Here is a 24,432-nt window from a genome sequence, read left to right as displayed (position 1 = left end):
TTCAGAACCCGTTGATGTGCTGTTCAGCGAGCCATTTCGCCAGCACATCAATCTGAGGCGCGTGAATCCAGTTTACGATTTGTCGCGCTTTCTCCTCTCCCGTTCCCGGCAGGGTCTGCCAGTCCTTTGCGTTGCGCCCGCTCATCTTCTGCCACGATATGTCTCCCATCGCCTTCAGCGAAGCCTGGGTCAATGGCACACCCATTGCCATGAGCCAGCGGATAAACGGCTTCTCGCGCACCAGATTAAATCGGTGCCAGAGCGCCAGCCCGCGTGCTGAGGAAAACCCCGGTGTAGCCTGCAGCTGCGCCTGCGTTAATAACAGCCATGAAAAGAGATGTTCAAAATGATGCGCCTGCCAGATGGCCCGCCAGGCTGACTCGCCTACTCCTTCAATATCAAGTACCTGCTTTGAACTGAGCCAGGTTAGCCGGGCAAAGAACTGCTCCATACACTCCGGCGAAGCATAGAAACAGCTAAGAGCATGATAGCGTGAGGCCGGAGGCTCTGGTTTATGTCTGTCCGTTCCGCGCCAGAGCACCTTATCAAACCGGGGGATACCCTGCCCGGCCAGGCTGAGCTGTATCTGATCCCCCGGAGCAATATCCAGACTCTGCCAGCGCCCAACCGAGCCCAGACTCACCCGCTGCACCTGTTTATCATCCAGTTGCACGGTTTCCAGCGCTGCTACAACGGAAATTTTGCCCGTGCGCCCCACGGAAAAATGAATATCACTCACCTCAGCGACCTGGGCTGCGGGAGGATATTTCCACGCGACAACCCAGCGGCCTTCTCCCGGTAACCACTCTTCGCCCGCAGGTTCATCTTCCGAACGCACCACAATGCCATCCGTGGCAAAGGGTAATGCGGTCACGTGCCAGTCCGCGCGCTGTTTCTCGACGGCATCGACAGATTCGGCGGGTAGCGTATACCGTGCCGACAGCGTAAAACCGGCCTGAGACAGTTCAGCTAAAGATGTACGCATATCTTTCGGTCCGTCCGGCCAGGCCCAGATGAATACGCCGATCTTGCTCAATAGCGAGTTATCCTTTTGCCGCATCATCGCCCCCGCCACCTTTGCGCGAGCGTTCATTCCGCCCAACTGGCTCTGAATGTGGTTGTCGCGTAGCCAGTAAAGCTCGCCCTGCAAGACGCTATTCGCCAGCGCGCCGGTGAGATTTTGCGGAACAGACGGGATTAAACGTACCTTCCCGGTCCAGTCTTCCCCTTTGAGGCCATCACCGCGACTGATGGCCTGGGTTAACTTTCCGTTGCGATAGACCAGCGTCACCGCCACACCGTCAACTTTGGGCTGCAGCCACAGATGCTGTCGGACACGCATCCACTGTCTCAACTCCTCTTTGCTGGTCACCTTATGCACACCCGTGTGGGCAACGGGATGTTTTACGCTTCCCGTCAGCGCCGGGAGTTTCTCTTCTGAAGGCTCACTGCCAAAACAGCGCTGCCACTGCGTTAACCGCCCGTGAAGCTGGTCGTAAGCCTCGTCGCTGATCTCGCTCACGCCCTGCTTCCAGTAAGCCTCATCCCAGCCTTTGATTTGGGCGCTTAACGACGCCATCTCTTTTTCTGCTTTTGCCTGCGACCACACCGGACACACCGCCGCGCCAGAGCCACACCACAACAGCATTAACCCGCTTATCCATCGCCACATCGCTACCCCTCCTTTGCATTGCAGGAGGTATACCCGGATGCCTGAAACAACGCTAACGACAACGTTTCACAATGCGAGACGCTATCCGGTGTTTCTTTTGGTTGCTGAAAACCACAGATAAAACCTGAAAACGGCACGCAAAATTCAATAATCCAGGGGAAAAAGTGTGACAAAGGCTACGTCACGGTGCGCCGACGTGTATAATAAGCCCGTATGTAGGACTTCTTCGTTAACACATACAAAAGACTCTCATGGCTCAAGGCACGCTTTATATTGTTTCTGCCCCTAGTGGCGCGGGTAAATCCAGCCTTATTCAGGCACTGTTAAAAACCCAACCGTTGTACGACACACAGGTTTCTGTTTCTCACACCACGCGAGCGCCGCGTCCGGGTGAAGTGCACGGTGAACACTATTTCTTTGTGGATCACGACGAATTCAGAGCGATGATCGGCAGAGACGCGTTTCTTGAACACGCTGAAGTATTTGGTAATTACTACGGTACCTCGCGTGAAACCATTGAGCAGGTTCTGGCCACGGGCGTGAATGTGTTCCTGGATATCGACTGGCAGGGCGCACAGCAAATTCGTAAGAAAATGCCTGATTCGCGCAGTATCTTTATTTTACCGCCATCGAAAGATGAGCTGGATCGCCGCCTGCGTGGCCGCGGTCAGGACAGCGAAGAAGTGATCGCAAAGCGTATGGAACAGGCTGTTGCAGAAATGAGCCATTACGCGGAATATGATTACCTTATTGTGAATGATGATTTTGATGCCGCACTGAGCGATCTCAAAACCATTCTTCGTGCAGAACGTCTGCGTATGAGCCGCCAGAAGCAGCGACATGACGCATTAATCACCAAACTGTTGGCAGACTGAACCCACTTTCAGTATCATGCCCAGTCATTTCTTCACCTGTGGAGCATTTTAAGTATGGCACGCGTAACTGTTCAGGACGCTGTAGAGAAAATTGGTAACCGTTTTGACCTGGTGCTGGTCGCCGCGCGTCGCGCTCGTCAGATGCAGGTAGGCGGTAAAGATCCGCTGGTACCGGAAGAAAACGATAAAACCACCGTTATTGCACTTCGCGAAATCGAAGAAGGTCTGATCAACAACCAGATCCTCGACGTGCGTGAGCGCCAGGAGCAGCAAGAGCAGGAAGCCGCAGAACTGCAGGCCGTAACCGCTATTGCTGAAGGTCGTCGTTAATTAAACCTGCGGGTCGCCCTTGTATCTGTTTGAAAGCCTGAATCAACTGATTCAAACCTACCTGCCTGAAGACCAGATTAAGCGTCTTCAGCAGGCGTATCTCGTTGCACGTGACGCTCACGAGGGCCAGACACGTTCAAGCGGTGAACCCTATATCACGCACCCGGTAGCGGTGGCCTGTATTCTGGCCGAGATGAAACTCGACTACGAAACGCTGATGGCCGCTCTGCTGCATGACGTGATCGAAGATACCCCTGCCACTTATCAGGACATGGAACAGCTGTTTGGCAAAAGCGTTGCCGAACTGGTGGAAGGGGTCTCTAAGCTTGATAAGCTGAATTTCCGCGACAAGAAAGAGGCGCAAGCCGAAAACTTCCGCAAGATGATTATGGCGATGGTGCAGGATATCCGCGTCATTCTCATCAAACTCGCTGACCGTACCCACAACATGCGCACGCTGGGCTCACTTCGCCCGGATAAACGTCGCCGCATTGCCCGTGAAACCCTCGAAATCTACAGTCCGCTGGCGCACCGTTTAGGTATTCATCACATTAAAACCGAGCTGGAAGAGTTGGGTTTTGAAGCGTTGTACCCGAACCGCTATCGCGTGATTAAAGAGGTGGTGAAAGCCGCACGCGGTAACCGCAAAGAGATGATTCAAAAAATCCTCTCGGAAATTGAAGGGCGCTTACAGGAAGCGGGAATTCCGTGCCGCGTCAGCGGTCGCGAAAAACATTTGTACTCCATCTACTGCAAAATGGTGCTCAAAGAGCAGCGTTTTCACTCGATCATGGATATCTACGCCTTCCGCGTAATTGTCCACGACTCGGACACCTGCTATCGCGTGCTGGGGCAGATGCACAGCCTCTACAAACCGCGTCCGGGCCGCATGAAAGATTACATCGCCATTCCAAAAGCAAACGGCTATCAATCTTTGCACACCTCGATGATCGGGCCACATGGCGTACCTGTTGAGGTGCAAATTCGCACCGAAGACATGGACCAGATGGCAGAGATGGGTGTTGCCGCACACTGGGCGTATAAAGAGCACGGTGGCGAAAGCAGCACAACTGCACAAATCCGCGCCCAGCGCTGGATGCAGAGCCTGCTGGAGCTTCAGCAGAGTGCGGGTAGCTCGTTTGAATTTATCGAGAGCGTTAAATCCGATCTCTTCCCGGATGAGATTTACGTTTTCACCCCAGAAGGGCGCATTGTCGAACTGCCTGCGGGCGCAACGCCGGTCGACTTCGCTTACGCCGTGCATACCGATATCGGGCATGCCTGCGTCGGCGCGCGTGTCGACAGACAGCCTTATCCGCTGTCTCAACCGCTCTCCAGCGGCCAGACGGTAGAAATTATTACCGCACCGGGCGCACGTCCGAACGCGGCCTGGCTGAACTTTGTCGTGAGCTCCAAAGCACGCGCCAAAATTCGCCAGCTGCTGAAAAATCTCAAGCGCGATGATTCCGTCAGCCTGGGGCGTCGTCTGCTCAACCACGCGTTGGGCGGTAGCCGTAAGCTGGCTGAAATTCCGCAGGAGAACGTCCAGCGTGAGCTGGAGCGCATGAAGCTTGCGTCGCTTGACGACCTGCTGGCAGAGATTGGCCTCGGCAACGCCATGAGCGTGGTGGTGGCGAAGAATCTGCAGCAAGGCGACACGACAGCGGTGCCTGCAACCACGCAAAGCCACGGACACCTGCCGATTAAAGGCGCAGACGGGGTGCTGATCACCTTCGCAAAATGCTGTCGTCCAATTCCTGGCGACCCGATTATTGCGCATGTCAGCCCGGGTAAAGGGCTGGTTATCCACCACGAGTCCTGTCGTAACATTCGCGGCTACCAGAAAGAAGCCGAGAAGTTTATGGCGGTCGAGTGGGATAAAGAGACCGCGCAGGAATTTATCACCGAAATTAAGGTGGATATGTTCAACCATCAGGGTGCCCTGGCGAACCTGACGGCAGCGATCAACACGGCTTCATCCAACATTCAGAGCCTGAATACGGAAGAAAAAGATGGCCGCGTGTACAGCGCCTTTATTCGTCTGACCGCCCGCGACCGCGTGCATCTGGCGAATATTATGCGCAAAATCCGCGTCATGCCGGACGTGATTAAAGTCACCCGAAACCGAAACTAGGTTTATGAATTCACAACGTTATGCACGTATCTGCGAAATGCTCGCCAGGCGTCAGCCTGACCTGACGGTCTGCATGGAGCAGGTGCATAAACCTCATAACGTCTCTGCTATCGTCCGTACCGCAGATGCCGTCGGTGTGCATGAAGTGCACGCCGTCTGGCCGGACGGCCGTATGCGCAATACGGTCTCGGCGGCGGCAGGCAGCAACAGCTGGGTGTCTGTCAAAAATCATCACACCATTGGCGAAGCCGTATCGCACCTGAAAGGGCGCGGGATGCAGATCCTCGCCACTAACCTGTCCGCTAAAGCCGTAGATTTCCGCGAGATCGACTACACCCGCCCGACCTGCATTTTGATGGGTCAGGAGAAAACCGGGATCTCCCGGGAAGCGCTGGATCTGGCGGATCGTGACATCATCATTCCGATGATCGGCATGGTGCAGTCTTTGAACGTCTCCGTGGCGTCCGCGCTCATTCTGTATGAAGCGCAGCGCCAGCGTCAGAACGCCGGGATGTACGAGCGCAGCAACAGCATGCTGCCGGAAGATGAGCAGCAGCGCCTGCTGTTTGAAGGTGGTTATCCGGTGCTGGCTCGCGTTGCGAAGCAGAAAAAATTGCCTTACCCCCACGTCAACGCGCAGGGCGAAATTGTAGCCGATGCCGAGTGGTGGGCCACCATGCAGTACGCCGGGTAAGCGATGAAAGGCCGCCTGCTGGATGCTATCCCGCTTAACAGCCTGACGGGCGTGGGCGCGGCGCAAAGTAATAAGCTGGCAAAAATTGGCCTGCACACCGTTCAGGATCTCCTGCTTCACCTCCCCCTGCGTTACGAAGACCGCACCCAGCTCTACAAGATTGGCGATCTTCTTCCCGCCATTTACGCCACCGTTGAAGGCGAAGTCCTGAACTGCAACATCACCTTCGGCGGACGCCGGATGATGACCTGCCAGATCAGCGACGGTACCGGCATTCTCACCATGCGTTTTTTCAACTTCAGCGCGGCGATGAAAAACAGCCTGGCGACGGGCCGCAGGGTGCTGGCCTATGGCGAAGCCAAACGCGGGAAATACGGCGCAGAGATGATCCACCCGGAGTACCGCGTGCAGGGCGATCTCAGCACGCCGGAAATGCAGGAGACGCTTACCCCGGTTTACCCGACAACCGAAGGCATCAAGCAGGCGACGCTGCGTAAGCTCACCGATCAGGCACTGGAGCTGCTGGATACCTGCGCCATTACCGAGCTGCTGCCGCCCGAGCTGGCGCAGGGCATGATGAGCCTGCCCGAGGCGCTGCGCACCCTGCACCGCCCGCCGCCAACGCTGCAGCTCAGCGATTTAGAAAGCGGCAAACACCCCGCACAACAGCGTCTTATCCTTGAGGAATTACTGGCCCATAACCTGAGCATGCTGGCGCTTCGCGCGGGCGCGCAGCGTTTCCACGCTCAGCCGTTAAGCCAGAATGATGCGCTCAAAGATAAGCTGCTGGCCTCTCTGCCGTTTAAGCCCACCGGCGCGCAGGCGCGCGTCACCGCCGAGATTGAACGCGATATGGCGCTCGACGTGCCGATGATGCGCCTGGTTCAGGGCGACGTGGGCTCCGGTAAAACGCTGGTTGCCGCCCTGGCGGCCCTGCGCGCGATTGCTAATGGTAAACAGGTGGCGCTGATGGCGCCGACCGAGCTGCTGGCTGAACAGCACGCCAACAATTTCCGCGCCTGGTTTGCGCCGCTCGGAATTGAAGTGGGCTGGCTTGCCGGGAAGCAAAAAGGCAAAGCGCGCCTTGCGCAACAGGAGGCTATTGCCAGCGGGCAGGTGCAGATGATTGTCGGCACGCACGCCATCTTCCAGGAGCAGGTGCAGTTTAACGGTCTTGCGCTGGTGATAATCGACGAGCAGCACCGCTTCGGCGTGCATCAGCGTCTGGCGCTCTGGGAAAAAGGCCTGCAGCAGGGCTTCCACCCGCACCAGCTGATCATGACCGCCACGCCGATCCCGCGCACCCTGGCGATGACCGCGTACGCCGATCTGGATACCTCCACCATCGACGAACTGCCGCCGGGCCGTACGCCGGTCACCACGGTCGCCATTCCCGACACGCGCCGCAGCGATATCATTGACCGCGTGCGCAACGCCTGCACCCAGGAAGGGCGTCAGGCCTACTGGGTCTGTACGCTGATTGAAGAGTCTGAACTGCTGGAAGCACAGGCTGCCGAAGCAACGTGGGAAGAGCTTAAGCTGGCGCTGCCCGAGCTGAACGTGGGTCTGGTTCACGGACGCATGAAGCCCACCGAAAAACAGGCGGTGATGCAGTCGTTCAAACAGGGTGATTTGCATCTGCTGATTGCCACCACGGTGATCGAAGTCGGCGTGGACGTCCCCAATTCCAGCCTGATGATCATCGAAAACCCGGAGCGTCTCGGCCTTGCCCAGCTCCACCAGCTGCGCGGGCGCGTCGGCCGCGGCGCGGTTGCGTCCCACTGCGTACTGCTCTACAAAGCCCCGCTTTCCAAAACCGCCCAGATGCGGTTGCAGGTGCTGCGCGACAGCAACGACGGTTTTGTGATTGCGCAAAAAGACCTGGAGATCCGCGGCCCGGGCGAACTGCTGGGCACGCGTCAGACGGGTAACGCGGAGTTCAAAGTAGCGGACTTGCTGCGCGATCAGGCCATGATCCCCGAGGTTCAGCGCCTCGCCCGCCATATTCATGAACGCTACCCCGAACAGGCGGCAGCGTTAATTGAGCGCTGGATGCCGGAAACCGAGCGGTATTCCAACGCCTGATCTCAGGCAAACATCGGCAGCATCAGGTACAGCTTGATCACTAGCGCGTTCACGATATCAATAAAGAACGCCCCAACCATCGGGACCACCAGAAACGCCATGTGCGATGGCCCGAACCGTTCGGTGATCGCCTGCATGTTGGCGATAGCCGTTGGAGTGGCCCCCAAACCAAACCCGCAGTGACCCGCTGCCAGCACCGCCGCATCGTAGTTTTTGCCCATCATGCGCCAGGTCACGAACATGGCGTACAGCGCCATAAACAGCGCCTGCACCGCCAGTATCGCCACCATCGGCAGCGCCAGCGAGGCCAGCTCCCACAGCTTGAGGCTCATCAGCGCCATCGCCAGGAACAGCGACAGGCAGACGTTGCCCAGCACCGATACCGCCCGTTCAAACACGCGGTAGAAGCCCATCAGCGCCAGACCGTTGCTCAGGATCACCCCGATAAACAGCACGCAGACAAACGTCGGCAGTTCAAACGCGGAACCCGCCAGCCATTGCGCAACCACTTTGCCCACGGTCAGGCAGATGGCGATCATCGCGATAGTTTCAATCAGCACCAGCGAGGTGATGCTGCGGCCAACGTCCGGCTTTTCGAAGGCGGTCGGCACCAGCTCATCGTCCGGCCTGCCGTTCGGCGTGGTAGAGTGCTTAACCAGATACCGCGCCACCGGACCGCCAATCAGGCCACCCAGCACCAGGCCAAAGGTCGCACAGGCCATCGCCACTTCCGTCGCGTTTTCAAACCCATAGCGCTCGATGAACAGCTTGCTCCACGCGGCCCCGGTTCCGTGACCGCCCGAAAGTGTAATCGACCCCGCCAGCAGTCCCATCAGCGGATCCAGCCCCAGCAGCGTTGCCATGCCGATGCCAATGGCGTTTTGCATCAGCAGCAGCCCCACCACCACAATCAGGAATACGCCGAGCACCTTACCGCCCGAGCGCAGGCTCGCCAGGTTGGCATTCAGGCCGATAGTGGCAAAGAAGGCCAGCATCAGCGGATCTTTCAGGGACATATCAAAATCGATTTCCCAGCCCATGCTTTTTTTCAGTAACAGCAGGGCCAGCGCCACCAGCAGGCCACCGGCGACAGGTTCAGGAATGGTGTATTTCTTCAGAAGGGAAACGCTATGTACCAGCTTGCGACCAAGCAGAAGAACCAGCGTTGCGGCAACAAGGGTCGACAACGTATCGAGATGAATCATAAAAGGCTCCTGTTATGCGCGTGTTCCATACACACGCGGCGTTATCCTGGGCCGGTTTGCGCTCTTCATGAGCCCCCGGCGCAAAAAGTGTAATTTTTTTTCCCCACGCGTTGTAGAAAACCTGCTCACAGCGGCAGATTTTCTTCCCTTTTTTTGCTGGCAATCGTTTGCTTTTACCAGGTGGTCAGATAAAATGCCCGCTTTTCCACCGTGGGATTGCCGCCGATGTCCGTTAACACCATAGAGTCGCCTGATGCGCAACCGATTGCGCAGAAGCAAAATAGCGAACTGATTTACCGCCTTGAGGATCGCCCGCCGCTGCCGCAAACGCTTTTCGCCGCCTGCCAGCATCTTCTGGCGATGTTTGTTGCGGTGATCACCCCGGCGCTGCTGATTTGCCAGGCGCTCGGCTTACCGGCGCAGGACACGCAGCACATTATCAGCATGTCTCTCTTCGCCTCCGGCGTGGCCTCGATTATTCAAATTAAAGCGTGGGGGCCGGTGGGGTCGGGATTATTGTCGATTCAGGGCACCAGCTTTAACTTCGTGGCACCGCTGATCATGGGCGGTACGGCGCTAAAAACCGGCGGTGCGGATGTCCCTACCATGATGGCGGCGCTGTTCGGCACCCTGATGCTGGCCAGCTGTACGGAGATGGTCATCTCCCGCGTTCTGCATCTGGCTCGCCGCGTCATCACCCCGCTGGTTTCCGGCGTGGTGGTGATGATTATCGGGCTGTCGCTGATTCAGGTGGGCCTCACCTCCATCGGCGGCGGCTATGCCGCAATGAGCGACCACACCTTCGGCGCGCCGAAAAACCTGCTGCTGGCGGGTGTCGTGCTGGCGATCATTATTCTGCTTAACCGTCAGCGAAATCCTTACCTGCGCGTCGCCTCGCTGGTGATCGCCATGGCGGCGGGCTACCTGCTGGCGTGGGCGCTGGGCATGCTGCCGGAGAACACCGCGCCGACCAACAGCGCGCTGATCACTGTCCCCACGCCGCTGTACTATGGTCTGGGCATTGACTGGGGCCTGCTCCTGCCGCTGATGCTGGTCTTTATGATCACCTCTCTGGAAACCATCGGCGATATCACCGCTACCTCCGACGTCTCCGAGCAGCCGGTGTCCGGACCGCTGTACATGAAGCGTCTGAAAGGCGGCGTGCTGGCGAACGGCCTGAACTCGTTTGTCTCTGCGGTATTCAACACCTTCCCGAACTCCTGCTTCGGTCAAAACAACGGCGTGATCCAGCTGACCGGTGTGGCCAGCCGCTACGTCGGTTTTGTGGTGGCGCTGATGCTGATCGTTCTCGGCCTGTTCCCGGCGGTAAGCGGCTTTGTGCAGCACATTCCTGAGCCGGTGCTGGGCGGCGCAACGCTGGTGATGTTCGGGACCATCGCGGCCTCCGGCGTGCGTATCGTCTCCCGCGAGCCTCTGAACCGCCGCGCGATCATGATTATCGCCCTGTCGCTGGCCGTCGGTCTGGGTGTTTCCCAGCAGCCGCTGATCCTGCAGTTTGCGCCTGACTGGGTGAAAAACCTGCTCTCTTCCGGCATTGCCGCGGGCGGTATCACCGCTATCGTTCTGAACCTCGTTTTCCCGCCTGAAAAGAACTGATCCTCTTCACGGCAGGCAGCCAATGCCTGCCGTGACATCTAATTACACCATTCCCGCCTTGAGGATTGCGCATAAATCGTGCATAACTCCCTTATGTGCGTTTTGCGGGATGGAAGACCATGAAATTTATTGGAAAGCTCCTCATCTATCTTCTGGTAGCCCTGCTCATTGTGCTGCTGGCGTTCTACATTTTGCTCCAGACCCGCTGGGGCGCGTCTCAGGTCAGCAGCTGGGTGACGGTGAATACCGACTACGAACTCAGTTTCGACAAGATGAATCACCGCTTTTCGTCGCCTTCCCACATCATTCTGGAAAACGTCACCTTCGGTCGGGACGGTAAACCCGCCACGCTGGTAGCCAAAAAAGTCGATATCGGCCTGAGCAGCCGCCAGATAACCGATCCGCTGCATATGGACACCATCACCCTGTTCGATGGCACGCTGAATCTCTCGCCCCAGACGGCACCGCTGCCTTTCCAGGCGGATCGCCTGCAGCTGAACAACATGGCCTTTAACAGCCCGAATACTGAATGGGACTTGAGCGCGCAGAAGGTCACGGGCGGCGTCAGCCCGTGGCAGCCGGAAGCGGGCAACGTGCTGGGGAACAACGCGCAGATCCAGATGAGCGCGGGCTCGCTGACCCTGAACGGCGTACCGGCGACCAACGTGCTAATCGAGGGCCAGCTCAACGGCAAGGAAGTGGTGCTGAAAACGATTGGTGCCGACATGGCCCGTGGCTCGCTTACCGGCTCCGCCCTGCGCAACGCCGACGGGAGCTGGATTATCGACACGATGCGCCTGAATGAAATTCGCCTGCAGAGCGATAAAACGCTGATGGCGTTCTTCGCGCCGCTGGCCTCCATCCCCTCTCTGCAGATTGGTCGTCTGGACGTGACCGACGCCCGGCTTCAGGGCCCGGACTGGGCGGTGACCGATCTCGATTTAAGCCTGCGCAACCTGACTCTCAGCAAAGGCGACTGGCAGAGCCAGGAAGGCCGGCTGTCCATGAACGCCAGCGAGTTTATCTACGGCTCGCTGCATCTTTTCGACCCGATCCTGAATGCGGAGTTTTCCCCGCAGGGCATGGCGCTGCGACAGTTCACCTCCCGCTGGGAAGGCGGCATGGTGCGCACGTCCGGTAACTGGCTGCGCGACGGTAAAGCGCTGGTGCTGGACGATGTTGCCATCGCCGGGCTGGAGTACACCCTGCCGCAGAACTGGAAAACGCTGTGGATGGAGCCTCTGCCGGAATGGCTGAACAGCGTCACGCTGCAAAAATTCGGCCTGAGCCGCAACCTGGTGATCGACATCGATCCCGCCTTCCCGTGGCAGATCACCTCTCTGGACGGCTACGGCGCAAACCTGCAGCTGGTGAAAGATCGCCAGTGGGGTATCTGGGGCGGCAGCGCAACCCTGAACGGCGCGGCGGCGACCTTTAACCGCGTGGACGTGCGCCGTCCGTCGCTGGCGCTGAATGCGAACGCCGCCACGGTGAACATTACCGACCTGAGCGCCTTTACCGAGAAAGGCATTCTGGAAGCCACGGCGACGGTTTCTCAGCTGCCGCAGCGACATACCACGGTGAGCCTGAACGGGCGCGGCGTGCCGCTCAACGTGCTGCAGCAGTGGGGCTGGCCTGCGCTGCCGATTACGGGCGACGGCAATATTCAGCTCACCGCCAGCGGCAGCGTGCAGGCCAGCGTACCGTTGAAACCAACGGTGAACGGCAAGCTGAACGCGGTGAATATGGATAAACAGCAGGTGCAGCAGACGATGACGGGCGGTGTGGTTTCAACACCACCCTCACCCCAGCCCTCTCCCTGAAAGGGAGAGGGAGTAAACCATTCCCTCGCCCCTTTGGGGAGAGGGTTAGGGTGAGGGGAATCAAAGGTGAACCACCACCTCATTCCCCTCCGCTTTCACCACCACACCCCATTCGCTACCTGCGTGTGAACCACCTTTTACGCCGCTCACCTTCTGTATGTTGCGCAAGCACACCGACCAGTTTTGTGCGTCTCCCGCGCCGGTAAAGGTCACGATGTCGCCCCGACGTGACGCCTTCAGCGTAAACGCCACGGAGCCGTCCGCCGCAGGTACTTCGCTCACCGCCGTTGCGCCATCGTCCAGGTTAAACAGCTGGAAGGCCGTCCCCGCGTTCCACGCGTAGTCCGGCTTCTGGTTATTGTTGCCCAGCGCCAGCAGGGTGTTGTCGCGCACGTAGACCGGCAGGCTCATGAAATCGTGCTGCTGCTTATGCCAGCGGCTGCCCTGAATTTCGTCGTTATGCCACAGATGCGTCCAGCGTCCTTCCGGCAGGTAGAACTGCACGTCGCCCGCCTCGGAGAACACCGGCGCGACCATCACCGCATCCCCCAGCATGTACTGGCGGTCGAGGTAATCGCATGCCGGATCGTCCGGGAACTCCAGCATCATCGCCCGCAGCATCGGCGTGCCGAACTCGCGGGCCAGCGCCGCCTGACGATACAGGTACGGCATCAGCTGACACTTCTGCTGGGTGAAGTGGCGCACCACGTCGCAGGACTCGTCATCGTACGCCCACGGCACGCGATAGGATTTGCTGCCGTGCAGGCGGCTGTGGCTGGAGAACAGCCCGAACCCGCACCAGCGTTTGTAGACGTGCGCCGGGGCGGTGTTTTCGAATCCGCCGATATCGTGGCTCCAGAACCCGAAGCCGGACAGGCCAATCGACAGCCCCCCGCGCAGGCTTTCGGCCATCGACTCGTAGTTGGCGTAGCAGTCACCGCCCCAGTGCACCGGGAACTGCTGCGCCCCGACGGACGCCGAGCGGGCAAACAGCACCGCCTCTTCCTCCCCCACCGTCTCCTTCAGCACGTTCCACACCAGCTCGTTATAGATGTAGGCGTAGTGGTTGTGCATCTTCTGCGGATCGGACCCGTCGTACCACTGCACGTCCGTCGGGATACGCTCGCCGAAGTCGGTCTTAAAGCAGTCGACGCCGATATCCACCAGGCCTTTCAGCCTGTCGGCATACCACCGGCACGCGTCCGGGTTGGTGAAGTCGTAGATTGCCAGCCCCGGCTGCCATTTGTCCCACTGCCACAGGGAGCCGTCCGGGCGCCTGAGCAGGTAGCCCTTCTCTTTCAGCTCCCGGAAGATCGGGGATTTCTGGCCGATGTACGGGTTAATCCACACGCAGACCTTCAGGCCTTTCTCTTTCAGGCGGCGGATCATCCCTTCCGGATCCGGGAAGGTCACCGGGTCCCACTCGAAGTCGCACCACTGAAAGGCCTTCATCCAGAAGCAGTCGAAGTGGAAGACGTGCAGCGGCAGGTCGCGCTCGGCCATGCCGTCGATAAAGCTGTTTACCGTCGCTTCGTCGTAGTTGGTGGTGAACGAGGTGGTGAGCCACAGGCCGAACGACCAGGCAGGCGGCAGCGCCGGACGCCCGGTGAACCGCGTATAGCGGTTCAGCACCTCTTTCGGCGTCGGGCCGTCGATCACGAAGTATTCGAGATATTCCCCTTCCACGCTGAACTGCACTTTGGAGACCTTCTCGGAGCCGACTTCAAACGAGACGTTCTCGGGATGATTCACCAGCACGCCGTAGCCGCGGTTGGTCAGGTAGAACGGGATGTTTTTGTAGGACTGCTCGGTGCTGGTGCCGCCGTCGCGGTTCCAGGTTTCGACCGTCTGGCCGTTGCGCACCAGCGCGGTAAAGCGCTCGCCCAGACCGTAGACCGTTTCCCCCACGCCCAGATCTAGACGTTCGAACACGTAATTGCGGTCGGTATTGCTGTCCTGCACGTAGCCGTTGTTTTTCAGCTGGCTGCCGGTAATGCGCTGGCCGTTGCGCAGGAAATCCAGCGCCCAGAACTCGCCTTTGGTGACGCGCACGCTGACGCTTCCGCTTTTCAGCTCGGCAAAGTCGGCGTTGTTTTCAATCTCTACCTTCACGTCTTTCAGAACGTTCAGCGGATAGTGCGGGCCGTTATTCAGCACGCCCTGGAAATGCTCGATGCGCACCCCGACAATCCCTTCCTGCGGGGAAAACAGGCGCACCGTGAACATCAACGTGTCGAGCTGCCAGGTGCGTTCGCGCACGTCGCGCGGCGCCACATACACCACAAGGTCGTTGCCCTGCTGCTCCACGTCGAACACCTGAACCGGATACGTCACGTTCAGGCCCGGTTGAATAAGCCAGTTTCCATCACTGATTTTCATGCTTGCGTCCTCTTAGTTCTGCAATTCTTTGCTGACCGGCAGGTTTTCAAACTCCTGCTGATTGCGGCGCGCCCCCTGCGCCAGCTCGCCCAGGATTTTGGTCAGGAAGGGGGTTTTCAGCGTGTAGTAGCGTTTAGCGATGATGGCGCTCAGCACGTAGCAGGCCGCCGGGGCCAGGGTAAACAGGCCGATAATGATGCTGATGGTCGCGCTGTTCTGGCTTTTGGCTGCCGCGTCGTAGCCGCCGCCAGCCAGCATCCAGCCGATCATTGCCCCGCCCAGCGCCAGGCCGAGCTTCAGCACGAACAGCGTGCCCGCAAAGCTGATGCCGGTCAGGCGTTTGCCGTTGGTCCATTCACCGTAGTCGACGGTATCGGACATCATCACCCACTGGATCGGCGTCACCAGCTGGTGCAGCACGCCGATGACGAAGATAAAGGCGAACATCAGCACGGTGGCGTGCATCGGCACGAAGAACATCGCCACGCTGACCACCGCCAGCGCGGCGTTGGTCCACCAGAAGATGCTGACCTTGCACTTCCAGTCGGTGAGCGGTTTCGCCAGCGCGGAGCCAATCAGGTTGCCGACGCAGTAGGTAGTGAGGAACGCGACGAACACCTCCGGCGAGCCCATGATCCAGGTGCAGTAGTACATCATCGCGCCGCCGCGCACGCAGACTGCGAGGATGTTGAGGATGGTGAGTACGCCGACGATGCGCCACTGGTCGTTGTGCCAGATGTCGCGCAGGTCTTCCCGCATGGAGGTGGTGCTCGGCGGCACCTGGATGCGCTCTTTGGTGGTGAAGAAGCAGAACGCCAGCATCAGGAACGCGACCACCGACAGCACGGCGATGCCGCCCTGGAAGCCGAACGCCTTATCGTCGCCGCCAATCAGGTTCACCAGCGGCATCATCAGCACCGTGGAGAGCATGCCGCCCGCCGTTGCCAGCACAAAGCGCCAGGACTGAAGGGAGATACGCTGCGTTGGGTCGTTGGTGATCACGCCGCCCAGCGCGCAGTAGGGGATATTGACCACGGTATAGAGCAGGGTCAGCAGGGTGTAGGTAACTGCGGCGTAAACCATTTTGCCGTTGAGGCTGAGGTCCGGCGTGGTGTAGGCCAGCACGCAGACGATGCCGAACGGGATGGCACCAAATAAAATCCACGGACGGAACTTGCCCCAGCGGCTGCGGGTGCGGTCAGCAATCAGACCCATGCACGGGTCGGAGATCGCATCCAACGCGCGCGCCAGCAGAAACATGGTGCCGACAAACCCGGCGGGAATGCCGAAAATATCGGTGTAGAAAAACATCATGTACAACATGACGTTATCAAAAATGATGTGGCTGGCGGCATCTCCCATGCCGTAGCCAATCTTCTCTTTTACTGACAATACTTCGCTCATCTTTTTTTATCCTTCACGCTGTAGGGGGCGCTGAGACCGGTTACAGAGTTTTAAACCATTGTTTCAGGAGCGGGTATTGCGTTTTCTGGTTAGCAGATTACGTTTCTTGTTTTTTGTGATCGCGGTAAATGTTGGAAGCACGAGGGGCTAACATGAGGATTTTCTTAGGAATTAACTGAAACAGGGGTGTACAGGTCAAAAGAGAGGTGAAAAAAGTGTGTCGGGGTATGTGGTAAATGCCTGAAAGTAGCTATAATGCGCCCCGCCTCCATGTAGCAATCGAGGCGCGGAAGATCGTCATCTCCGGTGAGGTGGCTGGACTTCAAATCCAGTTGGGGACGCCAGCGTTCCCGGGCAGGTTCGACTCCTGTGATCTTCCGCCAAAATGCCATCCCCTTTAATAAAAACTTTATTAATAAATAAATTCCCCACATCCCAGTCACCTTATGTGAACATGATCATTTATTCATTTAAATTCTGTAAGGTAAAGATGCTCGAACTATTAATGGGCATCTCATGAAAAATTTTTCTGGTCGCAAAGTTGATTAACATTCAACTATCCGATTATCCCGGATAGTTCACTAGTTAGGAAAACGCCAATTTTCAGAGAGATAGATCGCTATAATCTCGAAGCAATACACACCAGCATGAATAGAAAAAACGCTGGAAAGCGCCTCGCAATTTCTTAATTGCACGATCCCGTTTGATACCTCAACTTTGTCATACTCTTGCCACTAACAGCCTGGCTATCGATGACAGCCATTGCATTTATTAACTACAGCTTATATTCTTTTTTTATAAGCTACAGCTTATCATGGACGAAAGCATGTGGACGGTTCTGTTCGGTAAGGTATTCGAGCAATGGCTGCTTGAACAGGAAGAAGGATTACAGGATAAGGTACTGGCAGACCTGCTAAATCTGCAAAAATATGGGCCACGTCTTCCACGGCCCTATGCTGATACGGTTAAAGGCTCATGGTATAACCATATGAAAGAATTACGTATTCAATATGCTGGACGTCCGATACGTGCTTTCTTCGCATTTGATCCTGTCCGTCAGGCCATTGTGCTTTGCGCGGGCGATAAGAGTAACGACAAAGCCTTTTATGAAAAAATGATTCGCATCGCAGATACCGAATTTTCCTTCCATCTGACAAGCCTGGAGGCAACCAAGTGAAAACCTTAAATGAAGTGATTGCGTCACGTTCACCGGAAAGCCAACAACGTATTAAAGAGATGGCAGATGAAATGATCCTCGAGACGGGTCTGCAACTTTTACGTGAAGAGCTGAGACTTTCGCAAAAAAATGTTGCCGATTTGATGGGGGTGAGTCAGCCCGCAGTAACGCAGCTAGAGCAACGTGGAAATGAACTCAAAATTGCCACGCTTAAGCGCTACATTGAGGCAATGGGGGGGAAACTTCATATCGATATTGAACTTCCCACAGGAAAACGCGTTGCATTTCATATCTAAAAGTGTGATTTCTGCGTTAAGTTAATATTCATTCACCCAACCGCATATGCAGCAACGGAAACGGATTCCCCTGCCCGTCCAGTTCTGAGCGCCCGACCTGCTCAAACCCCATATGGCGATAAAACGCGACGCCCTGCGGGTTCTGCTCATTCACGTCCACCTCGTTCGCGCCGAACTCTGTGATGGCGTGTTGCAGCAGCAATTTCCCGACGCCCTTTCCGCGGCTCGCGTCGTCAACAAACAGCATTTCAATACGGTTTTCATCCACGCCTAAAAAGCCGTGAATAACGCCTGCGTCATCGCGAGCGATCACGACCTTGAGGTTAGGCAGATAAGCGTTAAGCAATAGCGGGCGCAACGCCGCAATATCGCTTTCCTGTAAAAAGTGATGGGTGGCGCGGACGGAGGATTCCCAGATCGCGACCAGACGTTCGAAGTGTGTGGGGAGTGCGGTTTCTATTTTCATGGGGGGATCATGATTGGAAAACCGAACTATTTCAAGCCACGCTTTGCGGTCTGTTCCCCCTCACCCTAACCCTCTCCCTCAGGGAGAGGGAACTGACCGTGCGGTTTCTGGCCAACACAGCGTATGTACCCACTAAACCCTAATCTCCATCACCGCATACACCCCATCCTTCGGCACCACCACGGTGACGTTTTCCACCGGCACGCCCGCCGCGAGGTGGATATCCTGCAGCTGCTGTAACGACCTCGGGTGAATATCCTCCCAGCCGATACCCCGCAGCACAAAGTCAATTTGCGGGCTGCTGGTCAGCATGTTCGACACAATCACCGCGCCGCCGGGTTTGACCAGCCGCAGGGCGCGCTGGAGAAAAATCACCGCATCGGTATCGTTGAAGTATTCGAAAATCCCAAGCGCGTCGACCAGTTCGGCCTGATGCTCGCCGAGCTCCAGCAGCAGGTCTTCGTTACGCACCAGCGTATGGAGCAGGTTGCGCCTGAGCAGCGTCAGCTGTTCGCCCACCACAATCCCTTCCTGCGCCGCCATGGTTTCGGCCCAGCTGAGCGCCACAGGGTCTTTGTCCACCAGCGTGAGATACACCCGCTGGCCGTCGAGCTTTGCTTCGCGCAGCGCCTCCAGCACCGGAATGGCGGCACCGCTTGCGAGGCTAACCCAGTTATTTTCACTTTCGTTGTGAATGTACTTATCCACCAGCGCGGCCAGCACCCTGGCGCGGGATCGCACGCCAACCGCATCGTTAGCGTGGATAAACCACTGGCGGCTGTCGCTGTCCATTTTCGTGCCGTCGGGCAGGCGGTCCTCCAGCGGGTTTTGCACCACAAACAGCGCCAGCGCGGAGGGCACCAGCCGGGTGCGCCACGCGGTGAGCGCCGGGCGGTTGCGGAAGGCCTGTTCGGAATAGCGGTTCTGCGGGACGAGCACGGCCTGCCCCCCTTCGTCGTATTCTACCCTCGGAGGCCGGAGCGCTGGCTCGGCTTTCAGGGCGCGGTCAAGGGAGGCGATTTCACGGGCAGCGTCGTCTTTCATCGGCCACTGGTCGCTGACGTCGGGAAATGACGCGCTGAAAATCGTCATATTTTCCGGTGCATCGCCGCGAAAAGGCTGCCAGTTCATGTCGTCTTCCCTCCGTTAGGCTTTTAACGGAAGTCTATCCAGGCGAGCCAGTAATACCCTACGAAGAAAGCACGAAATAGGTGCATCAGTTCTGCGACGTGCGCCATACCCCCGGCGTGCAGCCGTACTCGGTCTGAAAATGACGAATAAAATGGGCGCAGTCGCTAAACCGCATCCGTCGCGCAATATCCGTCACGCTTTGCTGAGAGTTTTTCAGCAGCCAGCAGGCATAGCGCAGCCTGGCGCTGCGAATAAATTCCCGCGCCGTTTTGCCAAACTCGGCGTGAAACAGGCGGTTAAGCTGGCGTTCGCTCAGCTTAACGTCCTGCGCGAGCCTGGCGGCGTTCAGCGGGTGAGTCAGATACTGTTCGACGATCGTCACCGCCCTGCGCAGCCGTGAATCAGGGATCATGGCGATATTCGCGGGCCGCGGCGTGGCGGCGTCATGCGGAGGAAGGGACAACCGCCGGGAGGTGGTGGCCGCAATGTCGTCTCCCCCGTGGGCGCGGATCAGCGCCGTTACCAGGGTGAGCGTTGAGATCCCGCCCGGGCAGGTCAGCACATCGCCTTCGTCGATAAAATCGAGGCCTTGCTCAGCATAAACCTGCGGAAACCGCTGCGTGAAAACGTCATGGTGATGAGGATGAATCGAGGCGCGGCGCTCGTTCAGTAACCCTTCCTCCGCCAGAATAAAGCTGCCGGTACCAATACCAATCAGGGGAACGTTGTTGTGATAAGCCTCCGTGAGAAACGCTCTGTCGCCACGGTGTCCCTGGTGAAGATGCTCCAGACCTCCGCCGATCGCCGCAATATAGTCGAAATCGCCGGGCGGCGCATGGGCGGCCTCGGGCCGCACGCTGAGCCCTGAGCTGCTCACTATCGGTAAGTCGGGATAAGTGCTTATCAGGCTGAGTTTAAAGCGTATTTTCTGGCTACGCTTCTGGACGCTGGATGCAATACGTAACGCCTCTATTAATCCTGAATATGCGAAAAGCGAGAAATGGGGCCACAGGAGTAAACCCATATGCAGGGATTTATTCCGTGCAGGCGTCATTCTGACGCTATCATCAATTATATTTTTCATTAACTTGCCGAAGAATAATTACATTATCGCAACATTATTGTCGCTGTTATATTTTCCTAAGATAGGTCCTGGCTGTTAAATCAAGCATAAATGATGCCCGCAAAAACTTAAAAACATTTCTCCCTGTCGCTATCCGTTTTTTGACGTGTGGCACACATAGGTCGGCAGCGTCCCCAGAACAAATAAATAATTCTCATTCTGCTGTTTCTTAATACGCATATAAATATTCTTATTCGGATAGATAAAAAATAAGGGCTCGTACTTCCCCAGCCAGCTGTCGCTGATGTTGTCGTCCGGAAATTTCATATTGCGTATGGACGTTAGATTATAGACGCTGTCTTTGCGCTCAATCTGAAAGAAAACTTTGCGATTCAGGGTCTTCGTAGGATCGCTTTTCAACCGGCCATTCATGCTGAGTATTCCGCTGTTACCCTCCACGGTGTAATTCAGCCACAGAGAGAGCGTTTCATCACGGTGATGCTGAATAAAGTTCGCCTGGCAGGAAAAGGGCTGGATGTAATGGCGATGCCAGAGGTAATACGCTGCCACGATAGCCCCCATCAACAGGCACAGGCAGAGCGCAACAAGCGTTTGACGGTAGCGAACCATACTAGCGATCCTCTATAAAATAATCGGACATACAGCGGTTGGGTTCCGTCATTGGCCTGTCACAGCGAATGACCGATGCGCGAGGCAGCAGGATGTAGCCGCTGACGTAAACCCAGGGATAGTTAGCGCACTGGTCCTTAAACGGGGCGGCATAGGCCAGGGCTTTATCCCTGTCGCGCTGCGTTTCAATATCGCGAGAAAAATAGAGCTGGCATTCGCCCATCTTCATCGCGAAGCGATACCCGTCAACGAAATAGCTGTCATGCAGCAGGTTATGGCTGATAACGCTCACGCCAGCCAGCATCAGCAATAGCACCAGCGCGCCCGGCAGCCAGAAGCGGCGTGTCGGGGGCGTCGGGCCGACAGTCTCTTCGCAGACATCCGGAGCAGCACGTTCTTCCTCATCAGCCTGCGGCTGCGTCTCTTTAACGGTGATTTGCGTATCGCTTGCGAGCGTCAGTCCAATCCGCGGGATAGTGACAATCGGATCGGTTTCAAACCCCACTTTCTTCAGCCCCTTACGCAGAATAGAAATATTCTGGTAGTAGGTATTAGGCGAAACCAGCATCCCCCGGCGCTGCCAGACAATATCCATGCACTCCTGTTGAGTCACAATACTTCCGACTCTTTCTATTAATAACAACAAACAGCGGCCCGCCGGGGAATTTAATACCACCACCCGGTCAGGATTGTTGAGATCGCGTAATGTGCTGGCCGCTGGATGAAACTCTACCAGGCCATTAATAATGTAATGCTTATGCATAGAATGGGCTAAATACCTCCGGTCAACGCCTGTTGCTCCAGTAGATTCCCTTCACGGTTAACCTGCGTATCCCTCGCCTGTGTAAGGATTAATGTGACGGATAAATGCGCAACTGTATATCCTGGCGCCTGGCGAAAAATCTTATTTTTCCTTTCTCTTTATCTGACCAGTCTGAAGTTTTCTTAACCGCCATTTTAAGCCGTCTTGACACTGACAAAACTCGACAAAGGCGCCCGTTGAACGCTTTAGCCATCATTGTCTGAATTATTCAGCGCGCTTAATTTGTTTTTTTAATAAAAAGCAGAGAGAACGCGCTCTGCCAGCGGGTTTCGAAATTACGACCAATTCGAAAGCTGTCGTCTTAATTAACAATTTCGGTGCGAAACTGTTAGCCACCGTCAGTAACAACCCGCGTCGCATGACGTCTCCAGACTATTTCCTTACAAAACATTTATTAAAGCCAACTTTTCAATAAAAACTACCGGTATGATTATTTACAGGCAAATAAGCAAAAGCCGGTTCAGCGAGGAGAAATTGACGCTACACCTAAACCGTACTTAAAACAAATTAAGATTAATTCAGGTTACCTCTTTTACGCCCTGAGTATAGTGGGCTCACACCGTGCAATGCTTAATTGCTTCGAAAATACAGGCATCGTTCTGCCAGACAGACGAGTCTCATTACAATTATAAATCGAGGGAATGACATGGCGAATAAGCTCAACAACACACGTCATTTAAATGTCGCGCTATTGGGTGGAGATCACTTTGCGCGCCAGGGGATCGCCGCGTTATTAAAAAATATTGTCCCGGCTATGCAGATTACAGCATCGATCGATAATTACATGGAGATCGAAACGATACTCGCAGCCGCACCGGTAGACGTGATTTTTTTGTCCGGCATGGAGAAATATCACGCGGGATATGACTGCCTGAAATATATCAGGAAGATGAAAGTACTTTATCCCGACGTACTTATTTGCATGTATTCCGCACCGGCAAATTCCTGGCTGTGGATACGCGGTGAAATAGACGCCTATCTCTCGCTGCAGGACCCGCTGTATCACTGGCGAGCCAGCGTATTAAAAATGGTCGATAGCCGTTATCGCCCACTAAAAAAACCCACGGCGTTATCGCTGACGCCGGGTGAATGGAGGGTATTGAAGGAACTGCGAAAGGGTCTGGATATGCGTTACATCGCCGAAACAGAGCAGCTTTCTTACCGTCGTGTCAGCGCGTTAAAAAGCTCAGCGATAAGAAAACTCGGGCTCAGGAACAAGACAGATTTGCTGGTCTTTTTAACCAGTTAGACCTGCTGCTTTCAGAGCAAATCTCGACATAACACCATAATGGAATCAGGACAATGAAAGCTCAATTCAATAATAAAACGCTGCTCGCGATCGCTATTGCGGCATTACTGCCAGCGGGCACGGCCCTGGCTGCCGGCACCAGCGGCGGCACGGTAAACTTTAGCGGCAAAGTGGTGACCTCCGCCTGCGCCATCAGCGCAGGAAGCGCCAACATTGACGTGGATATGGGTGAAGTGCGTACCGCAACGCTGAAGACGGCAGGCAGCGTTGCCAGCACGGCAAAAGCGTTTGCCATCACCCTGGAAGATTGCGAAATCGCCGATACCTCAGCCTCTACGGATGAGAACCCGATTGCCGCCACAACCGTGGCCGTCACCTTCACCGGCACGCCGGACACCTCCGATGTTAATAGCTTGTCCGTCGGGGCAAACGGCAGCGCCAACTCTGCGCAAAACGTGGCTATTCGCCTTTATGACGAGCAGGGCAACGTGGTGAACCTGGGTGAACCTGCTGCGGCCATCCCTCTGCGTAAGGGTGCCAACACCCTGAACTTCAGCGCGAAATATTACTCGCCGAAGGGCGGCGCCACCGCGGGTGATGCCAGCGCCGTCGCAACCTACACCGTGACCTATTCGTAATCCTCAGGCCCGGTCTACGGCCGGGCCTCTCTTAGCTTTCAGGAGAAACACTATGCGCGTAAACACATGGATTTGCCTGGCGGGTGCGTTATGTTCCTCCGCCGTCTATGCCGGCGGCGTGGGGCTGGGCGCAACGCGAATGGTCTACTCCAGCGCCACCAGCCAGGCCATGATGCAGGTGAGAAACACCCATCCCGACGCTACGTTCCTCATCCAGTCGTGGATGGAGAATGAGAAAGGCGAGCGCACCAACGACTTCGCGATCACGCCGCCGCTGTACGTCATAAAACCGGCCAGCGAAAGCGCGGTGAAAATCATGTTTAACGGCAAAGCCCTGCCAGCGGATCGGGAGACGCTCTACTGGATGACGGTCAAAGCCATCCCCCAGCAGGCGAAAAGCGGCGCCGGGAATACGCTGCAGTTTGCGTCGGCTAACCGCATCAAGGTCTTTTATCGCCCGGAGGGACTCAGCGAGAGCCCGGGAGAGGCGTGGAAAAAACTGGCCGGTGTCTACCGCGCCGGAAAGGTCACGCTCAGCAACCCCACGCCGTACTACCTCACCACCATCAACGTGAAAATTGACGGTATGCCGGTGCAGCCGGTGATGGTGCCCCCGAAAGGCAGCGTGACCCTGGCCGAAACCTTCAGCCATGCGGGCAGCATGAGCTATCAGACCATTAACGATTACGGGGCATGGACCCCCGCCACGCGCGCGTCGTTATCCCAATAATAAAAACAGTA

General features: G+C 56.5%; 21 protein-coding genes and 1 tRNA gene. 13 read left to right on the top strand and 9 right to left on the bottom strand.

Features of this window, described 5'->3' with window-relative positions; translation table 11 throughout:
- Window position 1: 1 nt before the first annotated feature.
- Complete coding sequence (gene ligB, locus UR289_RS18375; protein WP_320711206.1) at window positions 2-1,672, bottom strand: NAD-dependent DNA ligase LigB; 1,671 nt, start codon at window positions 1,670-1,672, stop codon at window positions 2-4.
- 251 nt (window positions 1,673-1,923) lie between these two features.
- Here ligB and gmk point away from each other — a divergent pair, with 251 nt between their 5' ends.
- From gmk to recG, 5 genes are read left to right on the top strand one after another with little or no spacing between them, the layout of a single operon-like run.
- Window positions 1,924-2,547: a guanylate kinase gene (gene gmk / locus UR289_RS18370; RefSeq protein ID WP_010426438.1), complete on the top strand. Its 624-nt coding sequence runs from the start codon at window positions 1,924-1,926 to the stop codon at window positions 2,545-2,547.
- A gap of 54 nt (window positions 2,548-2,601) precedes the next feature.
- On the top strand, window positions 2,602-2,877 hold the full coding sequence (gene rpoZ / locus UR289_RS18365) for a DNA-directed RNA polymerase subunit omega (RefSeq protein ID WP_000135058.1): 276 nt from the start codon (window positions 2,602-2,604) through the stop codon (window positions 2,875-2,877).
- Window positions 2,878-2,896: 19 nt separating this feature from the next.
- Window positions 2,897-5,011, top strand: coding sequence for a bifunctional GTP diphosphokinase/guanosine-3',5'-bis pyrophosphate 3'-pyrophosphohydrolase (gene spoT, locus UR289_RS18360; RefSeq protein ID WP_023309883.1), 2,115 nt, complete (start codon window positions 2,897-2,899; stop codon window positions 5,009-5,011).
- Between the two features lie 4 nt (window positions 5,012-5,015).
- Complete coding sequence (trmH, locus tag UR289_RS18355) at window positions 5,016-5,705, top strand: tRNA (guanosine(18)-2'-O)-methyltransferase TrmH (protein ID WP_193138764.1); 690 nt, start codon at window positions 5,016-5,018, stop codon at window positions 5,703-5,705.
- A 3-nt stretch (window positions 5,706-5,708) separates the two neighbouring features.
- Window positions 5,709-7,790 carry an ATP-dependent DNA helicase RecG gene (gene recG, locus UR289_RS18350; protein WP_039263520.1) on the top strand — a complete coding sequence of 694 codons (2,082 nt, stop codon included), beginning with the start codon at window positions 5,709-5,711 and terminating at the stop codon, window positions 7,788-7,790.
- Window positions 7,791-7,792: 2 nt separating this feature from the next.
- Here recG and gltS read toward each other — a convergent pair whose 3' ends face one another.
- Entirely contained in the window at window positions 7,793-8,995 is a 1,203-nt protein-coding gene (gene gltS, locus UR289_RS18345) for a sodium/glutamate symporter (RefSeq protein WP_232938877.1), read from the bottom strand.
- Window positions 8,996-9,220: 225 nt separating this feature from the next.
- Between gltS and xanP the strand changes: the two genes are divergently transcribed.
- Window positions 9,221-10,612 (top strand): xanthine/proton symporter XanP, encoded by a 1,392-nt coding sequence (gene xanP, locus UR289_RS18340; protein ID WP_014881972.1) that lies wholly within the window; start codon window positions 9,221-9,223, stop codon window positions 10,610-10,612.
- A 119-nt stretch (window positions 10,613-10,731) separates the two neighbouring features.
- On the top strand, window positions 10,732-12,435 hold the full coding sequence (locus UR289_RS18335) for an AsmA family protein (RefSeq protein WP_210867569.1): 1,704 nt from the start codon (window positions 10,732-10,734) through the stop codon (window positions 12,433-12,435).
- 60 nt (window positions 12,436-12,495) lie between these two features.
- Here the strand turns inward: UR289_RS18335 and yicI are convergent, their stop codons facing one another.
- Window positions 12,496-14,814 carry an alpha-xylosidase gene (yicI, locus tag UR289_RS18330; RefSeq protein WP_232938876.1) on the bottom strand — a complete coding sequence of 773 codons (2,319 nt, stop codon included), beginning with the start codon at window positions 14,812-14,814 and terminating at the stop codon, window positions 12,496-12,498.
- A gap of 12 nt (window positions 14,815-14,826) precedes the next feature.
- Window positions 14,827-16,218, bottom strand: coding sequence for a glycoside-pentoside-hexuronide family transporter (locus UR289_RS18325; protein ID WP_033147057.1), 1,392 nt, complete (start codon window positions 16,216-16,218; stop codon window positions 14,827-14,829).
- Window positions 16,219-16,506: 288 nt separating this feature from the next.
- On the opposite strand from UR289_RS18325, the gene UR289_RS18320 reads away from it, so the two are divergent.
- The 3 genes from UR289_RS18320 to UR289_RS18310 all read left to right on the top strand — a co-directional run bounded on the left by UR289_RS18320 (window position 16,507) and on the right by UR289_RS18310 (window position 17,691).
- Window positions 16,507-16,601: transfer RNA gene (locus tag UR289_RS18320), tRNA-Sec, on the top strand.
- A 443-nt stretch (window positions 16,602-17,044) separates the two neighbouring features.
- Entirely contained in the window at window positions 17,045-17,395 is a 351-nt protein-coding gene (locus UR289_RS18315; RefSeq protein WP_033147058.1) for a type II toxin-antitoxin system RelE/ParE family toxin, read from the top strand.
- The gene (locus UR289_RS18310) at window positions 17,392-17,691 is read left to right on the top strand and encodes a helix-turn-helix domain-containing protein (protein WP_023309874.1); all 300 of its coding nucleotides are present in this window, start codon (window positions 17,392-17,394) and stop codon (window positions 17,689-17,691) included. Before UR289_RS18315 ends, UR289_RS18310 begins: the two co-directional genes overlap by 4 nt.
- Window positions 17,692-17,719: 28 nt before the next feature.
- Here the strand turns inward: UR289_RS18310 and UR289_RS18305 are convergent, their stop codons facing one another.
- The 5 genes from UR289_RS18305 to UR289_RS18285 form a co-directional block, all read right to left on the bottom strand.
- Window positions 17,720-18,157: an acetyltransferase gene (locus UR289_RS18305; RefSeq protein WP_033147059.1), complete on the bottom strand. Its 438-nt coding sequence runs from the start codon at window positions 18,155-18,157 to the stop codon at window positions 17,720-17,722.
- A 132-nt stretch (window positions 18,158-18,289) separates the two neighbouring features.
- Entirely contained in the window at window positions 18,290-19,288 is a 999-nt protein-coding gene (locus tag UR289_RS18300; RefSeq protein ID WP_064673829.1) for a class I SAM-dependent methyltransferase, read from the bottom strand.
- Window positions 19,289-19,373: 85 nt separating this feature from the next.
- The gene (locus UR289_RS18295; RefSeq protein WP_047059676.1) at window positions 19,374-20,312 is read right to left on the bottom strand and encodes a GlxA family transcriptional regulator; all 939 of its coding nucleotides are present in this window, start codon (window positions 20,310-20,312) and stop codon (window positions 19,374-19,376) included.
- A 189-nt stretch (window positions 20,313-20,501) separates the two neighbouring features.
- Window positions 20,502-20,981 carry a hypothetical protein gene (locus tag UR289_RS18290; RefSeq protein ID WP_320711201.1) on the bottom strand — a complete coding sequence of 160 codons (480 nt, stop codon included), beginning with the start codon at window positions 20,979-20,981 and terminating at the stop codon, window positions 20,502-20,504.
- A 1-nt stretch (window position 20,982) separates the two neighbouring features.
- Window positions 20,983-21,744, bottom strand: a complete 762-nt coding sequence (locus UR289_RS18285; RefSeq protein WP_320711199.1) for a winged helix-turn-helix domain-containing protein — start codon at window positions 21,742-21,744, stop codon at window positions 20,983-20,985.
- A gap of 706 nt (window positions 21,745-22,450) precedes the next feature.
- On the opposite strand from UR289_RS18285, the gene UR289_RS18280 reads away from it, so the two are divergent.
- From UR289_RS18280 to UR289_RS18270, 3 genes are read left to right on the top strand one after another with little or no spacing between them, the layout of a single operon-like run.
- Window positions 22,451-23,053, top strand: coding sequence for a helix-turn-helix transcriptional regulator (locus UR289_RS18280; RefSeq protein WP_320711197.1), 603 nt, complete (start codon window positions 22,451-22,453; stop codon window positions 23,051-23,053).
- A 53-nt stretch (window positions 23,054-23,106) separates the two neighbouring features.
- Window positions 23,107-23,691 (top strand): fimbrial protein, encoded by a 585-nt coding sequence (locus tag UR289_RS18275; RefSeq protein WP_032661969.1) that lies wholly within the window; start codon window positions 23,107-23,109, stop codon window positions 23,689-23,691.
- A 52-nt stretch (window positions 23,692-23,743) separates the two neighbouring features.
- On the top strand, window positions 23,744-24,421 hold the full coding sequence (locus tag UR289_RS18270) for a molecular chaperone (protein ID WP_033147064.1): 678 nt from the start codon (window positions 23,744-23,746) through the stop codon (window positions 24,419-24,421).
- Window positions 24,422-24,432 lie beyond the last annotated feature (11 nt).

This window comes from Enterobacter sp. 302C9 (assembly GCF_034106085.1).
Classification (GTDB): domain Bacteria; phylum Pseudomonadota; class Gammaproteobacteria; order Enterobacterales; family Enterobacteriaceae; genus Enterobacter; species Enterobacter asburiae_B.
Note: the sequence above shows the minus strand (reverse complement) of the source record. Positions and strands in the feature narration are given on the sequence as shown.

Excerpts from the sequence above, each read along its gene's own strand:
- gmk (WP_010426438.1), top strand. The coding sequence starts at position 1,924 with ATGGCTCAAGGCACGCTTTATATTGTTTCTGCCCCTAGTGGCGCGGGT.
- UR289_RS18315 (WP_033147058.1), top strand. The coding sequence starts at position 17,045 with ATGTGGACGGTTCTGTTCGGTAAGGTATTCGAGCAATGGCTGCTTGAA.
- UR289_RS18270 (WP_033147064.1), top strand. The coding sequence starts at position 23,744 with ATGCGCGTAAACACATGGATTTGCCTGGCGGGTGCGTTATGTTCCTCC.
- gltS (WP_232938877.1), bottom strand. The coding sequence starts at position 8,995 with ATGATTCATCTCGATACGTTGTCGACCCTTGTTGCCGCAACGCTGGTT.
- UR289_RS18300 (WP_064673829.1), bottom strand. The coding sequence starts at position 19,288 with ATGAACTGGCAGCCTTTTCGCGGCGATGCACCGGAAAATATGACGATT.
- UR289_RS18305 (WP_033147059.1), bottom strand. The coding sequence starts at position 18,157 with ATGAAAATAGAAACCGCACTCCCCACACACTTCGAACGTCTGGTCGCG.
- UR289_RS18295 (WP_047059676.1), bottom strand. The coding sequence starts at position 20,312 with ATGGGTTTACTCCTGTGGCCCCATTTCTCGCTTTTCGCATATTCAGGA.
- rpoZ (WP_000135058.1), top strand. The coding sequence starts at position 2,602 with ATGGCACGCGTAACTGTTCAGGACGCTGTAGAGAAAATTGGTAACCGT.
- yicI (WP_232938876.1), bottom strand. The coding sequence starts at position 14,814 with ATGAAAATCAGTGATGGAAACTGGCTTATTCAACCGGGCCTGAACGTG.
- UR289_RS18280 (WP_320711197.1), top strand. The coding sequence starts at position 22,451 with ATGGCGAATAAGCTCAACAACACACGTCATTTAAATGTCGCGCTATTG.
- xanP (WP_014881972.1), top strand. The coding sequence starts at position 9,221 with ATGTCCGTTAACACCATAGAGTCGCCTGATGCGCAACCGATTGCGCAG.
- ligB (WP_320711206.1), bottom strand. The coding sequence starts at position 1,672 with ATGTGGCGATGGATAAGCGGGTTAATGCTGTTGTGGTGTGGCTCTGGC.
- recG (WP_039263520.1), top strand. The coding sequence starts at position 5,709 with ATGAAAGGCCGCCTGCTGGATGCTATCCCGCTTAACAGCCTGACGGGC.
- UR289_RS18290 (WP_320711201.1), bottom strand. The coding sequence starts at position 20,981 with ATGGTTCGCTACCGTCAAACGCTTGTTGCGCTCTGCCTGTGCCTGTTG.
- UR289_RS18325 (WP_033147057.1), bottom strand. The coding sequence starts at position 16,218 with ATGAGCGAAGTATTGTCAGTAAAAGAGAAGATTGGCTACGGCATGGGA.
- UR289_RS18285 (WP_320711199.1), bottom strand. The coding sequence starts at position 21,744 with ATGCATAAGCATTACATTATTAATGGCCTGGTAGAGTTTCATCCAGCG.
- UR289_RS18335 (WP_210867569.1), top strand. The coding sequence starts at position 10,732 with ATGAAATTTATTGGAAAGCTCCTCATCTATCTTCTGGTAGCCCTGCTC.
- UR289_RS18275 (WP_032661969.1), top strand. The coding sequence starts at position 23,107 with ATGAAAGCTCAATTCAATAATAAAACGCTGCTCGCGATCGCTATTGCG.
- trmH (WP_193138764.1), top strand. The coding sequence starts at position 5,016 with ATGAATTCACAACGTTATGCACGTATCTGCGAAATGCTCGCCAGGCGT.